General features: G+C 36.9%; 12 protein-coding genes. 11 read left to right on the top strand and 1 reads right to left on the bottom strand.

The genetic code is table 11. The features are described 5' to 3' along the window. Positions 1-40 precede the first annotated feature (40 nt). The 11 genes from ACKWCD_RS11275 to ACKWCD_RS11225 all read left to right on the top strand — a co-directional run bounded on the left by ACKWCD_RS11275 (position 41) and on the right by ACKWCD_RS11225 (position 15,940). Positions 41-778, top strand: a complete 738-nt coding sequence (locus ACKWCD_RS11275; RefSeq protein WP_413984055.1) for an isochorismatase family protein — start codon at positions 41-43, stop codon at positions 776-778. 65 nt (positions 779-843) lie between these two features. Further along, the gene (locus ACKWCD_RS11270) at positions 844-2,232 is read left to right on the top strand and encodes an FAD-containing oxidoreductase (protein WP_413984054.1); all 1,389 of its coding nucleotides are present in this window, start codon (positions 844-846) and stop codon (positions 2,230-2,232) included. Position 2,233: 1 nt separating this feature from the next. Further along, a complete protein-coding gene (locus ACKWCD_RS11265; RefSeq protein ID WP_413984053.1) occupies positions 2,234-2,725 on the top strand; it encodes a nucleoside deaminase in 492 nt (163 codons plus the stop codon). Positions 2,726-2,755: 30 nt separating this feature from the next. Further along, positions 2,756-3,967 carry a bifunctional alpha/beta hydrolase/OsmC family protein gene (locus tag ACKWCD_RS11260; RefSeq protein WP_413984052.1) on the top strand — a complete coding sequence of 404 codons (1,212 nt, stop codon included), beginning with the start codon at positions 2,756-2,758 and terminating at the stop codon, positions 3,965-3,967. A gap of 48 nt (positions 3,968-4,015) precedes the next feature. Further along, the gene (locus ACKWCD_RS11255; RefSeq protein ID WP_413984051.1) at positions 4,016-4,372 is read left to right on the top strand and encodes a hypothetical protein; all 357 of its coding nucleotides are present in this window, start codon (positions 4,016-4,018) and stop codon (positions 4,370-4,372) included. Between the two features lie 300 nt (positions 4,373-4,672). Further along, positions 4,673-7,357, top strand: coding sequence for an aconitate hydratase AcnA (gene acnA / locus ACKWCD_RS11250; protein ID WP_413984050.1), 2,685 nt, complete (start codon positions 4,673-4,675; stop codon positions 7,355-7,357). A 31-nt stretch (positions 7,358-7,388) separates the two neighbouring features. Continuing rightward, a complete protein-coding gene (locus tag ACKWCD_RS11245; RefSeq protein ID WP_413984049.1) occupies positions 7,389-7,871 on the top strand; it encodes a Dps family protein in 483 nt (160 codons plus the stop codon). A 64-nt stretch (positions 7,872-7,935) separates the two neighbouring features. Further along, complete coding sequence (locus ACKWCD_RS11240) at positions 7,936-9,312, top strand: sigma-54-dependent transcriptional regulator (protein WP_413984048.1); 1,377 nt, start codon at positions 7,936-7,938, stop codon at positions 9,310-9,312. Positions 9,313-9,516: 204 nt separating this feature from the next. After that, complete coding sequence (locus ACKWCD_RS11235; protein ID WP_413984047.1) at positions 9,517-11,568, top strand: tetratricopeptide repeat-containing sensor histidine kinase; 2,052 nt, start codon at positions 9,517-9,519, stop codon at positions 11,566-11,568. Positions 11,569-11,596: 28 nt separating this feature from the next. Then, positions 11,597-13,714, top strand: a complete 2,118-nt coding sequence (locus ACKWCD_RS11230; protein WP_413984046.1) for a tetratricopeptide repeat-containing sensor histidine kinase — start codon at positions 11,597-11,599, stop codon at positions 13,712-13,714. Between the two features lie 120 nt (positions 13,715-13,834). Then, positions 13,835-15,940, top strand: a complete 2,106-nt coding sequence (locus ACKWCD_RS11225) for a histidine kinase dimerization/phosphoacceptor domain -containing protein (protein ID WP_413984045.1) — start codon at positions 13,835-13,837, stop codon at positions 15,938-15,940. 95 nt (positions 15,941-16,035) lie between these two features. On the opposite strand, the gene gap is transcribed toward ACKWCD_RS11225, so the two are convergent. Beyond that, on the bottom strand, positions 16,036-17,037 hold the full coding sequence (gene gap / locus ACKWCD_RS11220; RefSeq protein ID WP_413984044.1) for a type I glyceraldehyde-3-phosphate dehydrogenase: 1,002 nt from the start codon (positions 17,035-17,037) through the stop codon (positions 16,036-16,038). Between the last annotated feature and the right edge of the window lie 154 nt (positions 17,038-17,191).

The following is a 17,191-nucleotide window of genomic DNA, read 5'->3' as shown; positions in this document are numbered from 1 at the left end:
GACAAAATATTAATCTATTACTCACTTAAAAATTAACATTATGAAAACTATTTATTTAAAGCAGTTATTGAACTTAACAATTGGACTATGTATGGTCCAAGTAGCAAATGCACAACTTCCAGAACCAGGATTTGAAATTAATGGTAACATTGCCATCGTCATCACAGATCCTCAAATTGATTTTCTAAGTACTAAAGGAGTGGCTTGGGGAGCCGTAGGCGAAAGTGTTATGGAAAACAATACTATCGCCAATATTGAAACGCTATTTAAATTGGGCGAACAACATGGAATTCCAGTCTTTGTATCTCCTCATTACTATTACCCACATGACCACAAATGGAAGTTCGAGGGCGTTTTGGAAAAACTCATGCATAACATAAAAATGTTCGACCGTGAGAGCCAGGTAAGCAGTAATGGTTTTGAAGGCTCAGGAGCTGATTGGATGCCACAATACAAACAATACATCAATGGCGGCAATGTAACAGTGTCAGGGCCACATAAAGTTTACGGCCCAGAATCAAATGATCTTGCACTTCAATTGAGGAAACAAGGTATCGACAAAGTAATACTGGGAGGTATGTCTGGTAATCTTTGCGTAGAATCTCACATGAGAGAACTCATTGAAAACGGATTTGAGGTGGCTGTGGTAGGTGACGCGACGGCTTCTGCAAAGCTTCCAGATCTAGATGGTAATAAGGCTGCTCAGGTAAACTTCAAGCTAATTTCTAGTAAGTTATTTACTACTGAGGAATTAGTGTCCGAAATGGCTAAAAAATAGTAAGACCAGAATTCGAAAAAGCTATTTCCAAGCAATAAATATTTAAAGAGTTAATCTATATAGCAATGATGAGAAATTACGATTCCATAATTATCGGTGCAGGCCAGGCAGGACCGTCCTTGGCAGCGACCCTTACTTCAAAAGGAGAAAAGGTGGCACTTATAGAACGAAAGTGGTTTGGGGGTACCTGCGTCAATGATGGTTGTACACCAACAAAAACATTGATTGCTAGCGCGAGGGCTGCTCATATGGTAAAGAGGAGTGGTGATTTTGGAATAAATGTCGATGGTGATTTTCAGGTGGATATGAAAAAGGTGATGGCTAGAAAAGATGCTATCGTAAAAAACTACAATCAAGGCCTTGAAAAATGGTTAAGAGGAATTTCAAATTTAGACCTTTATCTAGGCCACGCAATGTTTGTGGATAATAAAACTGTTGAGGTTGGTGAAGAAGTCTTAAAAGCACCTAAAATATTCATAAATGCTGGTAATAGTACAAGACAATTAAGGGGTTCAGAAGAAGCGGGATACTTCACGCATTCTGAAATGCTGAATCTAGATTTTATTCCAGAACATTTATTGGTTATTGGAGGGAGTTATATTGGGCTTGAATTCGCTCAAATGTATCGACGTTTTGGGAGCAAGGTTACCGTCATAGAACGTGGAAGCAGGGTGGTTTCTCGCGAAGACGAACAAACCTCCCTCGAAATTCAAAAGGTTTTAGAGCAAGAGGGCATTGACTTTAGATTCGATGCGGATTGCATTGCGCTATCAAAAGAAAATGAAAATTTTGTTGCCAATCTGTCTTGCAAAAAAGGGAGTCCTACCGTTTCTGGATCTCATGCTCTGGTAGCTATTGGTCGTACGCCCAATACCACTAACCTTGGTATTGAAAATACGGACTTAAGCCTGAACAATCAAGGGTATATTATAGTAGATGACCATCTGAAAACCAATGTTGATGGCATCTGGGCTCTTGGAGATATTAATGGAAGAGGAGGATTTACGCATACCACATATAATGATTTTGAAATAGTGGCAAACCAACTTTTCGGAGATGGTGAAAGGAGTATTTCGGATAGGACGCTTTGTTATGCGCTGTTTACAGATCCTCCTTTGGCCAGAGCAGGTATGACCGAATTGCAGGCATCGGAAACAGGTCGCAAAATATTAAAAGGATACCGTCCTTTTAGCAAAGTAGCACGCGCTGTTGAAAAAAGTGAGGATGCCGGTTTTATGCAAGTATTGGTTGATGGTGATACTGAAGAAATACTGGGTGCCACCATTTTGGGTGTAGGCGGAGATGAAGTAATCCACGCACTCATTGTTGCAATGAATGCTGGTCTTTCTTATAAAAAGATCCAGAATTCCACTCACATACATCCTACTGTATCTGAACTTATACCCACAATGTTGGGAGAACTCGAATTACTTGATAACACAAAAAATAAATAAGATGAATTTACATGAAGAATTTATGCGATATGCAGTTAAACTAGCACGAATAGCCCTAATAAGGGGAGATGAACCAGTAGGGACAATTCTGGTTCTCAAAGGAGAAGTTATCGGAACTGGAGTAGACTCGGTTAAGACCACTCAGAACGTGACCAATAGGGCAGAAATAATTGCCATTAATACGGCGATAGAATTTGCGGGCGCAGAAGTATTAAAGGATAGTTTTCTTTACTCTACTCGGGAGCCATGTCTAATGTGTTCCTATGTCATTCGTCATTATAACATTCCACAAGTAATTTATGGTACTCCAATCGATTATGTAGGTGGACACACCTCGGAAATAAAGATTTTAGAAACAAAAGAAGTTCCTTCTTGGGGAGCCTCACCAGCAATTACTACTGGTATATTAGAAGGTGATATCGAAGAACTCTCCAGAGCACCAATTAATGAGCGCTCAACGAGAAGACCACCGTCTTTCTCGTGGTTTCACTAAAACCTATTACTTAACCAAAATTTTTTAGAGATGAAAACAACAAAGATCGCATTCAAAAACAAAGATGGAAATACCTTATCTGGTAGGTTGGAACTACCGATTCATCGCTTTGCACATAATTTTGTCCTGTTTGCACATTGTTTTACCTGCACCAAAAATTTGAGTGCAGTCAGGAATATAAGCAATGCATTGAGTGCACAAGGTTTTGGCGTGTTGCGATTTGATTTTTCAGGTTTAGGGGATAGCGAAGGGGAGTTTGAAGACACTAATTTTTCAGGGAATGTGGAGGATCTTATTGCGGCATCAGATTATTTAAGGGAAAATTATTCTGCTCCAACACTTATTGTTGGTCACTCTTTAGGTGGTTCAGCTTCAATTCTTGCTGCCTCAAAAATAGATTCTATCCGCGTTGTAGCTACAATTGGAGCTCCCTCTAGCCCCGTTTATGTTAAAAGGTTAATCCAAAACAGCTTGGAGGAAATCAATGCAAGCGGAAAGGCAATCGTCAATATTGGAGGAAGCGGTTTTACCATTAAGAAGCAGTTTATAGATGATATAGAATCCAATTCGCTATCTACCACTATAAACTCCTTGGGAAAAGCTTTATTGGTTTTGCACTCACCGCACGATAACACTGTTGGAATCAACAATGCGGAGGAAATTTATCTTAGCGCCAAACACCCGAAAAGTTTTGTTTCACTTGATGGAGCCGATCATTTATTATCTAGAAAGGAAGACTCCATATACGTTGGAAATGTGATCGTAGGTTGGGCCTCTAGGTACTTAGAGATTCCCGAGGAGCCAATTTTAAGGAGCAATCATCAGGTAGTTGCCAAATTAGACAATCTCGAAGAATTTACGACGCAACTTAAAGTTGGGAAACATCATATGGTTGCTGATGAGCCAGAAACGGTAGGAGGAAATGATTTTGGACCCACACCTTACGGTTACATTACCGCGGGACTTTCATCCTGCACGGCCATGACTATAAAAATGTATGTAGCTCGAAAAGGCTGGGATTTAAAAAGTGTGGAAGTGCATACAAGTTATGACAAAAGCCATAAGGAAGATTGCGAGAATTGTGAGGATCCTACTGCGAAAATTGACACTTTTCGTAAGGAGGTCAAACTTGAAGGTAATCTAAGCGAAGAGCAGCGCAAAAGAATAATGCAAATTGCTGATAAGTGCCCGGTACATCGAACTTTCCTTTCTGAGACCCAGATTTTGACGGAAGCTGTCTAGGGCAAAAAACAAATCAATTTTTTAAATAATTAATAACAAATAATTAAAATGGACAATCCAATAGAAAAAAAATTAAAACACATTCACGAATTATTAGCTAAAGGTGAATTTATTGAAGCAATGGAAACGTACTTTCATGATGACGTAATTGTACGTGAAGCAAATGGAAATCCCAAAGTAGGGAAAAAATTCTGTATCCAATTTGAACAAGATTGGATAGATAATGATTTAAAGAAATTCATCGGGTACGAAGCTGGTAATTACGCAATAAATGGTAACCATTCATTTTATGATGCAGTTTTTACCGCGGATTTGAATGATGGTAGTACTTTAGTTTCAGAACAGATTGTTGCTACGGAATGGAGAGATGGCAAGATATACAGAGAACGTTATTATCACGCTTAACTTACGAATAAGAAACCCATCTTGCCTAATTTCATCTACTTTGGGAAATGAAAAAGATTTGAGATGGGTTTTTTCGATTATACATTTTACTTTCTAAACTTTGAACAGAAAAATTGCAAACAGCAATTTTTCTACATTTTAGCATAATATTGAAAAAGTATATGGCGATTTATACTAAAATTTATAATCTTAGTGATTAAAGTATAAATGGGGAAGCTACGCTTGAAAAGTACTTGATTTACTAGGCTTTGGTTTATTAAATATTCCATAATTCCCGAACGGTATAAATCACCAACTGGTATGATAGAACTTAAAAAAAAACTCAATTACAAAGGAAACCTGGCTAATGTAGTTAATCTTGCCGCCATCAAAGGCATAGAGACCATGCCATATTCCATAAGAATCTTATTGGAAAACATTATTCGTAATGTTGATGGCCTAGCGGTAACACAAAGTCATGTCGATATCTTAAGTAATTGGAATTCAGAGGCTATTGGTAAGGATATTCCTTTCAAACCTTCTCGGGTTCTAATGCAAGACTTTACTGGTGTTCCTGCTATTGTAGATATTGCTTCTATACGTTCCGAAGTAATTAGAAAGGGGTATGAAGGTATTGAAATCAATCCTAGTGTTCCTGTAGATCTTGTTGTTGACCATTCCGTTCAAGTTGATTATTACGGTAGTAAAGATTCTTACGATAAAAATGTTCAAAAAGAATACGAACGTAATCATGAAAGATATAAGCTCCTAAAATGGGGGCAACAAGCATTTGATAATTTTAGGGTAGTACCTCCAGGTATGGGGATATGTCATCAGGTAAACCTTGAAAATCTGGCCCAAGGTGTTGTGCACCGAGATGGATGGTTATTCCCAGATACCTTAGTAGGTACAGACTCTCATACACCCATGGTTAATGGGATCGGAGTTCTAGGTTGGGGCGTGGGAGGAATCGAAGCGGAAGCTGCGATGCTAGACCAGCCTATTTACATGGCAACCCCTGAAGTTATTGGCTTGGAGCTAAAAGGGAAACTACCTGCAGGAACCAATGCGACAGATATGGTGCTGACCGTAACCAAGCTTCTTAGAGATTATGGGGTTGTGGGCAAATTTGTTGAAGTCTTTGGTAATGGCTTGGATCATTTATCTGTGCCAGATAGAGCGACAATAGCCAATATGTCCCCAGAGTTTGGTTGTACGGCCACTTATTTTCCAATAGACAACCAAACTATAAATTACATGAGAAAAACCAATCGCTCGGTTGAAACCTTGGGTCTGGTCGAGTATTATGCAAAAGAAAACTTTCTCTGGCGTACTGGAAATGAAAAAATCAATTATACAGATATAGTGACACTAGATTTATCTTCATTGGAGCCTACCGTTTCTGGCCCCAAAAGACCTCAAGATAAAATTTTGGTCAAAAACCTAAAAGAACGCTTTAACGAATTGATCAATCTCGAATATGAGGCTGCCGATAAATTATATCAAAAAACTGAGCAAGTTGAGTTGAAAAGTACCTTGGTAAATATGGATGGTAAAGAGTTCGAACTGAATGATGGCTCCGTTGTTATTGCAGCAATCACCAGTTGTACGAACACTTCCAATCCGTATGTTATGGTAGGTGCCGGGCTGATAGCCAGAAAAGCTAGAGAACGCGGTTTAAATGTAAAACCTTGGGTCAAAACTAGTCTAGCGCCTGGTTCTAAGGTTGTAACCAATTACTTAACTAAATCTGGATTACAATCGGACTTAGAGGCATTGAATTTTTATACGGTGGGTTATGGCTGTACTAGTTGTATTGGTAATAGTGGCCCTTTACCAGAAGCCATTGCCAATGCTGTAGAAACAAACGGATTAAACGTCTCCGCCGTTCTTTCTTCTAACCGTAATTTCGAGGCTAGGGTGCATCCACAAGTAAAGATGAACTTTTTGGCCTCGCCTTTATTGGTAATAGCATATGCGCTAGTGGGAACGGTTAATATTGACCTTACCACCGAGCCTTTGGGCGTAGATACAGATGGAATTCCTGTTTTTATGAAAGATATCTGGCCAACGACGGAAGAGATACAAGAAATTATAGCGGCAGCACTTTCCCAAAAAGATTTTGAAGAAACGTATAACGTAATTTTTGACGGGGAAGAAGAATGGAAAAAGATGGAAGTTCCTTCAGGGCAGAACTATGTTTGGAATAAAGATTCCACCTATATTAAAGAGGCTCCTTTTTTCGAAGGGATTTCAAGTGAGCCTAATAAGTTATCAGGAATAAAAAATGCGAGAGTACTATTAATGCTGGGAGATTCAGTAACAACGGATCATATTTCACCTGCAGGTCGATTTTCGGCGAGCTCTCCTGCTGGAAAGTACTTGATAGATTCGGGAGTGGCCATTGAAAGTTTCAATTCGTATGGTTCCAGAAGAGGAAATCACGAAGCTATGATGCGAGGTACATTTGCCAATGTGCGTATAAAAAACAAACTGGCAAAAAGGGAAGGTGGTTTTACGACCTACTTCCCCGACAATACCGAATTGACTATATTCGATGCGGCACAAAAATACCTTAAAGACGACGTGCCACTTTTAGTTTTGGCAGGTAAAGAATACGGGAGTGGCTCCTCCAGAGATTGGGCCGCAAAAGGCACCATGCTACTCGGAGTCAAAGCTGTTCTCGCCGAAAGCTACGAACGTATTCATAGAAGCAACTTGGTGGGGATGGGAGTTCTTCCTTTGGAGTACAAGAATGGCGAAAATGCTGATTCCCTAGGTCTATCGGGCTCCGAGAAATTTGAGTTTTCGGGTATTACTTCTGGGTTGAAACCAGGAAAGATTATTAGAATTACGGCAGAAGACGAGCAAGGTAACCTTAAAAGGTTTGAGGTCGTGTGCCGTTTAGATTCGGAAATTGAAGTTGCATACTATAAAAACGAAGGGATCTTACATTATGTATTACGTAATTACCTAAAAGCTTTATCAGCTAAAAAACAAGATTGATTATTAAAATAATAAACTAAAAATAGAAAACATGAAATTGAGCAACATTGGACTTAAATCAAGAGAGTCAGAAATTATTTCAAACAAACTGAATGAGCTTCTAGCGAATTATCAAGTATTTTATATGAACGCCAGAGGATTTCATTGGAATATCAAAGGCAATAAATTTTTTGAACTTCATGCAAAATTCGAAGAGCTCTATAACGAATCACTTGTAAAAATAGATGAAATTGCCGAGCGGATATTGACCTTAGGTTTTACCCCAGTTCATGCCTACTCCGATTATATGAAGGTGTCTAAAATTGCGGAGGCCAAAAATGTTAGTGATGGAGATAAGGCTATAAAGGAGATACTTAAAGGGTACGAGATTTTACTTCCGATTGAACGTGACTTATTAGCCCTCGCAGGAGAACATGACGATGAAGGAACTAGTGCGTTAATGAGCGACTACATAGGAGAACAAGAAAAATTAATCTGGATGTTCAACGCCTATCTGAATACGGACGCAAACTAAAGAAGAATATCTCAAAATTTAAGTAAATTGTAGCATATATAAATAGTAGTGTTTAAACATATAAATGGCAGGTAAACTTTTAATAGTCGAGGATGAATTCGTTATAGCGCAGGATTTAAAAAACATTGTTACCAATCTTGGTTATGCGGTAATGGGACATGCTAAAACCGTTGCAGACGCCCTCAAAAAGATTGAAAAAGAAAAACCGGATTTGGTGTTTCTTGACATACGCCTCATTGGTGAGGAAACAGGTATCGATTTGGCTCGTACAATCGATAAAAAATACGGTATTCCTTATTTGTATGTTACTTCCTATTCTGATGCGGATACCCTTGACCAAATGAACTCAACAAATCCACTCGGTTATATTTTAAAACCGTTTGACGAACGTGATATTAGGGTGGCCCTTGAAATAAGTTTTTCCAAACTACATCGTCCACCATCCGATGCTACCGAAAATAAATCAACTGCAAAGAATAAGAAGGCTACTAGCAGTTATGAGATTATTGGAGATAGCAAGGTTGTTCAAGAAGCATTGAAAAAAGTTCAGCAGGTAGCCAAGACAGATGTGACTGTTTTGATACATGGAGAAACAGGAACTGGAAAAGAATTATTCATGCATGCAGTACATCAAATGTCTGCGCGAAGCGAGAATAGTCTTGTAAAAGTAAATTGTGCCGCATTACCGGCGGAGTTAATAGAATCTGTATTGTTCGGCCATGAGAAAGGTAGTTTTACCGGAGCAACTGAGAAACGACTTGGCAAGTTTGAATTGGCGGATGGGGGCACACTGTTTTTAGATGAAATTGGGGAGCTACCCTTATCAAGTCAATCAAAGCTGCTAAGATGCCTTCAGGAAAAGGAAATCGAAACTATTGGAGGAAATGAACTAAAAAAAGTAGACATCCGAATTATTGCCGCGACTAATAGGGATCTTACCAAAGAAGTACAAGAAGGTAATTTTAGGGCAGATTTATTTTTTAGGCTTAATATATTTCCAATCCATATTCCCCCTTTGAGGGAACGAGGAGATGATATCCTAGTACTTGCTAACCATTTTCTAAAACTTTTTTCTAAAAAAATTAATAAAAAAATGGTCTCTATCTCTAAGAAAACACTACACGCTTTTCAGCGATATTCTTGGCCAGGAAATGTAAGAGAACTTCAACATTATGTGGAAAGGGGAATTATACTTTCTGATGGAGATGAACTTGATATCGCAATTGAAAATGGCACAGATTCAACAAACGAGTCTTCCCATCAAAAAGAATTTCAAATGAAATCGCTTGAAGAAATTGAAAGAGAGCAGATTATACAAACTCTTATATTTTGCAATGGTAAAATAAGAGGAGATGATGGGGCAGCTTCTATACTAAAGTTACATCCGAATACCTTGGACTTTAAGATAAAAAAGTTGGGTATAAACAAAAAATCGTATTGAAGTCTATAACAATGGTATATTGATAAAATTTTGAATGGTTTTATGAATGACCACAAGTAGACGCAAATAGAATCTTGCTCAATGTACAGATATAAATCAAATTCATTAGAAACGTGGTTACTTTTAGGACTTTTCCTCCTAATGGTAGCATCGTGTTTTGGTCAGCAACCAGTTCCAACAAAAAAAACTATAAAAATTGATAGTGTGAAACAACTTTTGTTTGACGCAAATTCGAATCCAGCAAAAGTTGAACATATGATTACCCTGGGCGAATTATATCTAAGTGGAAAGACTATTTCGTCGAAAGACAAGGAAAATGCTTCGCGATATGCGGACGAGGTACTGAACTTAGGAAAACAAATAGGTAGTCTCGAAGCTCAAACAAAAGGTAATATTTTACATGCTGAAATATTAGAAACCCAAGGACTACATGATAATGCAATATCGCTACTCTATGAAAAAATTGAAGAGGCGGAAAGAAGCCCAGGAGATAAGTCTGCGGCCTTACTCCATAAAGCACTAGCAGAAATATTTAGAGAGAAAGGGTTCACTACTGGCGAGGCATGTAATTTATATGAATCAAAAATACATTTCAATAGTGCCATTAATTACGGAAAAGATGTTTTAAGCACAAATAAACTTGTAGAGACTTCATTGGGGCTAGCATCTATTCTCTTCTATACCTATGATAACGAAAAATCTTCAAAAATTTTACTAGGTATTGTCAACCAATACGAAGGAAATACAGAACTGGATCCTTTCCTTCTCGCCAAAGCATATACAAACTTGGCCATGAATTATAGAAAACTAGACCTAGATGAGAAAGCTAGTTCTTTTGCTAAAAAGGCCTTAGAGACTGATAAAGACCCATCGAACACCTACTTAGCTTATAAAATTTTAGGACAAGTAAGCGAAAAGAAAAACGACTTAGTAGCTGCTCGCGATTACTATCAAGAAGCCTTAAATCAAATAGAAGGAGTGGATATACATAAAGTTTATAATCTGCTTGAAAGATTAGGGAACATGAGTTTAAAACTTAAAGATTATAATGGTAGTATAAAATATTACAAACGCGCCATAGAGAATTCAAAATTATTTCCTAGGGCTTATGCTGCGTTGAGCATGCCCTCGCAGTATGGCTTAAGTCAGGCTTATTATCGAAACGGGCAATTAAGTCAATCTAAAAAAATAACCCAGCAGATAATTGGATCCTTGTCTGGTATAGATGAGAATTTAGAGCATAGAAAATATCAAGAAGTATTAAGGGATGCTCATTTGTTGATGTCACAACTTTATGAGGAAGACAGAAACTATAAAACAAGCCTAACCCATCATAAGAAATTTGCCAAAATACAGACAGAAATAGAACACCATAAGGATAGCGTGCATAATCTAGAGAAACTCAAAACAATTGAAGAGTTGGAATTGGCTTTTGAAACTGAAAAAAAAGATAAGGAAATATCAATGCTTAAAGTGAATAGTAATTTACAAAGTGTGAAGAATAAGCAACAGGGTAATTTTGCGATAGGTCTGGCCTTAGGCAGTATTCTTCTATTGACTTTGTTATTCATAGTGTTGAAAGCTCTAAATCTAAAACAAGTTGCACACAAAACTATTAAAGAAAAATACGAGGAGAATAGATTGTTGATGGGTGAGATCCACCATAGGGTAAAAAATAATTTACAGATAATAATCAGTCTTTTAAACGCACAAATAAATAGTGCAAAAGGTGATAAAAAACTTCAGGTGGCACTAAAAGAAAGTCAGACCAAAATAAAGTCAATGGCAATTATCCATCAAAGTTTGTACAACTCGCAGACCTATACCAAAGTCAAGGTGAATAATTATTTTGAGGAACTTTTAGACCAGGTAAGCCAAACTTTTGAAACGGAAGGTAAGGTAATCCAATTTGAGACCGATGTTGAACATAGGGAGATAAATATGTCTTTGGCCGTTCCCATAGGACTAATTGTAAATGAATTGGTTACGAATTCTTATAAATATGCTTTCAATCAAAAACTGAACAATAATAGGATAATTGTTAATTTTAATTCTGCTGAAAAACCGAATACCTATAGATTGGTAGTACTGGATAATGGCATTGGGCTGCCTGCTGATTTTGAAATGGAAAAATTAACCTCTTTTGGTATGCAATTGGTCAGAGGGCTTGTAGACCAATTACATGGCACCATTACCATTATAGAAGGTCAAGGAACTGGTTACGAAATATTTATTGAAGAACCTCAAGCTGCTTGACAAAATAGTAAATAACAATTTTTATAAAATGAATAATAAAATTTTATATAGCCTATGTATAGGGCTTTTTCTTACTTTTCATTTAAATGCTCAAAATCAAATTGAATCAAAGAAGGATTTAGACAGTTTACAGTATTTAATTAAAAATTCGGAAGAAGAAGCTACAATTAATGAAACTTTAAAGATTGTTACATTTTATGGAAGGAGCCAGAATAGAAACCTTGATAGTTCTAGGTACTACGCAAATAGAGTTCATAAATTAAGTCTAAAATACAATAAAGAGCAAGAAGCACTTGAAGCTCGTATACTCCTGGAAGTGATTAATATGTTAGAGGGCAAGATTGATAGTGCAATTCCCAAGCTTAAAACATATCTTGATTTAGCTGAAGAAAAAGAATATGAAAAGGCCATCTACCGAGCTGTTAAAGGTTTGCGCTCTGCCTATGACCGTAAAAGTGAATTTCGTAAAGTACTCATTTATTTGAAAAAAGAATACGAACTTTCAATAAAATTAAAAAAACCAGTTGATATTCAAGTACAAACGGTACTTGACCAGGTTAATATGCTTTTTGAGTTGGGCGAATTTGAAAAAGCATTAGTTCTATTAAATAATATAAACCCTCAGGTAAGTGATTCTTCAATATCAGACAATGTTAAAGGGTCGTACTTCTCAGCTTTTGGTCATCTTAAGTGGAGTTTAGGACAGTATGAAGAGGCAATAGAATTTCATAAAAAAGCATACACTTTAAGAAAAAATAGTAATAGCAGGAGTATTGCTACAAGCTTGAGTAATATAGCCGCAAATTACTATGAGCTTAAAAATTATAAACAAGCAAGAGATTACTATTTCAAAGCAATTGATGTCTTTATTGATGTCTTTAAGGAGAAATCTCCTAACTATCTAAGATACGTTATATTTGATTATTATGGTGTAGCAGATTGCTCAACAAAGCTAGGAGATTATGATTTGGCAATTGAATACTATCAAAAAGCAGTTGAAATAGGTAAGAAAATGGAAGACCTAGAAGAAACAGGGAATGTTCAAAAGAAAATAGGGTTCTTACAATTGCAACTTAATAAACCGTTAGTAGCAAATAAATCTTTAAATGAAGCTAAAGTAAACTTATTGGAAGCAATTAAAGTAAATAAAGTAAATAAAAACAGAGTTAAAATAAGGAATGCTTATCATGGACTTTATCAGATAGATACTACTTTTCAAGAGTATAAATCTGCTTTTAAAAATTATTCTAACTTCATAATTTATAGAGATAGTCTTAATAAAGAAAATGAACTCAAAGCTATAGAGGAACTAGAATCAGCCTACGAGATATCCGAAAAGGATAAAGAAATCACACTTCTTAAAAGCGAAGCAGAAGTACAAGAATTAAAAAATGAGCGTCGTAAGAGTTATTTTATAGGCCTTTTAATTGGAATTGGTTTATTGTCCATTTCATTATTTACTTTATATCGAGGTTCCAAACAAAAACAAAAAATTAATAAAGCCTTGAAAGCTAAGTACGAGGAGAATAAATTGTTAATGAAAGAAATCCATCACAGGGTAAAGAATAATCTCCAGATCATACTCAGCCTTTTAAATGCTCAGGCTAATAGTGTCAACAGTGATGAAAAACTGAAAATGGCACTAAAGGAAAGCCAATCTAAAATAAAGTCGATGGCCATTATCCATCAGAATCTTTATAAATCAAATACGCTTGCAAAAGTGAAGGTGAACCAGTATTTTCAAGAATTACTGGGACAAGTAAAAAAGACGTTTGATACTACGGAGAGTTCGATTCATTTTAAGACAGAAGTAGAAAATAAAGAAATAAACCTATCTCTTGCGGTACCCCTTGGGCTTATAATCAATGAATTGGTGACCAACTCTTACAAATATGCATTTAAAAATAATATTGGTAGTAATAAAATAATGATTCAGTTTGAAGGGACGGACAAGCCGGACATCTACAAGTTGCGAATACAGGATAACGGTATTGGACTTCCAGAAGATTTTGACATCGATAAACTGAAATCATTCGGTATGCAATTGGTGAAAGGCCTAGTGGATCAGTTGCATGGAACTATTGAAATTTCAAGAGAAAAAGGAACGAACTACGAGATTTATGTAGAAGAGCCTAAGGCAGCTTAAGGTCATTAAGAATGTGTTATATTCTATTTTAGTATTATATTTAATTAGTTTTAAAATAATTAGGTTTATAGCGTTTGCTAGAGAATCTTTAGCAATATAACAACCGGTAATCTTGCCAAAATGAAAGAGCTAATATTTTATAGAAGTTTATTCATAGGCTTTCTTTTAACCTTTAAAATAGGTGCACAAGAATATAGAGATTCAAAAAACTATCTGGATAGTTTACAGAATATTATAACGAACTCAGACCCGGAGGAAGTTATTCATCAAACCTTACTGATATCTTCATTTTATAGATCCAACGTTAACAGGAATATAGACAGCGCAAGACATTACGCAAACAAAGCATTAGAAACCAGCTTACAATTCAATAAACTTCGGCAAGAGCTTGAAACACGTATAAGACTTGCGACATTAAAAGTGGTTGAAGGTAAATATGATAGCGCTCTTTTGGAGTTGGAGGCTAACCTTAAAACAGCCAAGGAACTGGGCTATGAAGAGGTAATGCGTCTGGCATATTCCGGATTTGCATTTGTTTATGACCGTAGGCGCGAATTTCGAAAAGGGATTATCTATGGCGAAAAGGCCTACGAGCTTTCCGTAAAGCTGGAAGAGCCTATCTCGATACAATTAAAAATGGCACTTGAATTAGTAAACCATTATTATGAATTAGGAGAATTAGAAAAGGCACTAGTTGTACTAAATAAGATTCAACCAGATATAAATGACCCGTCAATACCAGAACCTACTATGGCTTTGTACTACGGATCTTTTGGGTATCTCAAGTGGAGTCATGGGGAGTATAGAGAAGCCATAACTTTTCATAAAAAAGCCTTTGATCTGCGGAAAAAGAGTAATAAGTTCAGGCAAATGTCAAATGCTTTGGGCAATATTGCCGCTAATTATTTCGAACTTCAGGAATACAATACTGCCAGAGAATATTATCTCAAATCCATCTCCTTAATGGAAGGCTCCAAGTATTTTAGACAACTCATATTCGATTATTATGGAGTAGCCGATTGCTCAAAAGCACTAGGCGATTTTGAACTGGCCATTGAATACTATCAAAAAGCTGTCGAAATAGGTGAACAAATGGAAGATCCCGAACAAATGGGGAATACCCAGAAAAAAGTCGGTTTTCTGTATATGCAGCTAGATAAGAATGTCAAAGCACGGGAAATATTGGAAACGGCAAAACTAAACTTATATAAGGCAATCACGGCTTACAAGGTTCGTAATAACAGGACCAAAATCAGAGACGCTTATCACGGGCTCTATCAAATCGATACTACTTCTCAAGACCACAAGGCCGCGCTCGATAATTACTCTTCCTATATCATATACAGGGATAGCATTGGCAAGGAAAACGACCTAAAGGCTCTTGAGAACCTTGAATCGGCCTATGAAATATCTGAGAAGGACCAAGAGATTTCGCTTCTCAAGAGTGAAGCCGAAGTACAACAATTAAAAAGTGAACGTCGCATGAATTATTTCATAGGACTTTGTATTGGAATAGGTGCTTTGATCACATTGTTGTTGGTCTTGTACAGAAGTTATAGCCAAAAACAGAAGTTGAATCGGGTGTTGAACGAAAAATACGAGGAGAACAAATTACTGATGAAAGAAATCCATCATAGGGTAAAGAACAATCTCCAGATCATACTCAGTCTTTTGAACGCTCAGGCCAATAGTACCGGTAGCGATGAAAAGCTGAAAATGGCCCTCAAAGAAAGCCAGACGAAGATCAAGTCGATGGCCATAATCCATCAGAACCTTTACAAGTCGAACACCTTTGGCAAGGTAAAGGTAAATACCTATTTCGAAGAATTGATGAAGCAGGTGAAAAATACCTTTGACTCCACCGATCGGGTCATTCATTTTGAGACCGAGGTCGAAAATAAGGAAATCAATATATCCCTCGCGGTGCCCCTTGGGCTTATCATCAATGAATTGGTGACCAACTCATACAAATACGCATTTAAGAATAATGTCGAAAGTAATAAAATATCAATTCAATTTGAAGCAACGGACAAGCCGGACATTTACAAGTTGATAATACAGGACAACGGCATTGGCCTCCCAGAGGATTTTGATATCGATAAGTTGACATCCTTCGGTATGCAACTGGTGAAAGGTTTGGTGGATCAGCTGCATGGAACTATTGAAATTTCGAGAGAAAAAGGAACGAACTACGAGATTTATGTGGAAGAGCCTAAGGCAGCTTAGTAAGAAGCAGATATTTTTTCTAAATTATGGTGATTCATTGCTATAGGAATGAATCACCATAATTGATAAGAACCATATTCTCTGCTCAGTTCAATTTATGATTTATTGTTTTTAATATCGATAATCTGTCTTATCATTTGATTGGTAAAACCCCATTCATTGTCATACCAGGTCATTATTTTTAATAAATCACCATCTACCACTCGGGTCATACTTAAATCTACTGTTGAGGCATAAGGGCTCTTTATAATATCTGAAGAGACGATGGGATCATAAGTTGTATCAACAATATCTTTATATCTTTCACTGGTTGCTTCCTCTTTAAGTATGGAATTTACCTCTTCTACGGTCACATCCGTGTCCATGACAAAGGTCATATCGGACAATGATCCTACCGGAATGGGTACACGTATGGCTACTCCGTCAAATCTGCCTTCATATTCTGGCAACGCTTTTGTTGTGGCAATTGCTGCACCAGTTGTTGTAGGAACAATATTTGCCGCACCAGCTCTACCCATTCTAAAATTCTTTTTGGAGGGACCGTCTACTGCTGGTTGTGATGCTGTATAGGCATGTACCGTGGTCATTATTGCTTTTTTTACACCAATACGCCTCCCAAGGATTTCTACAATAGGGCTAATATTATTGGTTGTACAACTGGCACATGAGAAAATAGACGTATGGCCAGTTTGGGTATTTACTCCATGAACTACAGTGGGAGCTTCTTTGCTCTTGGTGGGAGCGGAAATAATCACTGTTTTTGCACCTGCCTTAATGTGCTTTTCAGCACCTTCATACTCCGTAAATATACCAGTACTTTCAATCACTAAATCTATGCCCAGTTCTCCCCAAGAAAGGAGTTCCGGATTTCGTTCACTAGTATACATAATCATATTCCCCTTAATCGTGAAAGAATCCGTATTGTGGGTTACATCATGCTCGTATTTACCGTAAACCGTATCGTATTTAAGCAAATAGGCTAGATTTTCTATGGAAACAATATCGTTTATAGCTACCAATTCAAGGCCATCTGTATCTAAGATTACCTTTAGCGCAGCCCTACCTATTCTGCCCATTCCATTAATTGCGATCTTCATTATGTTATAATTTTTATATTAGATTAATTAGTGTACGTATATTCATAAAATTTCACCTTTGCTAATAACACTTTTTATTTCCTAACTAGTGAATTAGTTTACCAAGTAATACTCTTCCTAGAATGAATACGAACCTCAAAAAGCAGCACTTAAG

Source organism: Maribacter taeanensis (genome assembly GCF_047345145.1).
Classification (GTDB): domain Bacteria; phylum Bacteroidota; class Bacteroidia; order Flavobacteriales; family Flavobacteriaceae; genus Maribacter_C.
Note: the sequence above shows the minus strand (reverse complement) of the source record. Positions and strands in the feature narration are given on the sequence as shown.